The organism is Halorubrum tibetense (genome assembly GCF_042661865.1).
Taxonomy (GTDB): domain Archaea; phylum Halobacteriota; class Halobacteria; order Halobacteriales; family Haloferacaceae; genus Halorubrum; species Halorubrum tibetense.
Map to the genome: position 1 here is coordinate 1 of NZ_JBHSWW010000746.1, position 508 is coordinate 508.

The following is a 508-nucleotide window of genomic DNA, read 5'->3' on the forward strand; positions in this document are numbered from 1 at the left end:
AGAAGTGAAGCCGCAAGTACATAAGATTTATCGCGCGGCTTCAAAAGACGCAGCCAACGGCGACCACTTACTACTGCTGTCCGAAGGTCGCTTGGTTAACCTCGGCAACGCTACCGGTCACCCGTCACGCATCATGGATGGCTCTTTCGCCAACCAAGTACTCGCGCAAATGTATTTGTTTGATCGCAAGTTCGCAGACCTAAGTGCCGTCGATAAAGCCGCCGGTATTTATGTAAAAGTATTGCCGAAGAAACTCGACGAAGAAGTTGCCAAAGACATGGTGGAAGGCTTCGGTGGCGTGATGACTAAATTAACCAGCGCACAAGCGAAGTACATCGGCGTGAAAGCCGATGGCCCCTATAAGCCAGAAAGCTACAAGTACTAAAAAGAAGTAGACAGTTTACAGCTAACAGGAAAAGCAAAAACATACACTGTTAGCTGTAGCTAAACACCAGTCACAGGATATTAAAAATGAGCGATGACATTCGCATAAGTTTTGAGTTTTTCC

1 protein-coding gene is annotated in these 508 nt (G+C 46.7%); it reads left to right on the forward strand.

Features of this window, described 5'->3' with window-relative positions:
• Window positions 1-385 (forward strand): adenosylhomocysteinase (locus ACFQEU_RS18085; protein WP_379784418.1); only part of this gene is annotated, 385 nt, incomplete at its 5' end.
• Between the last annotated feature and the right edge of the window lie 123 nt (window positions 386-508).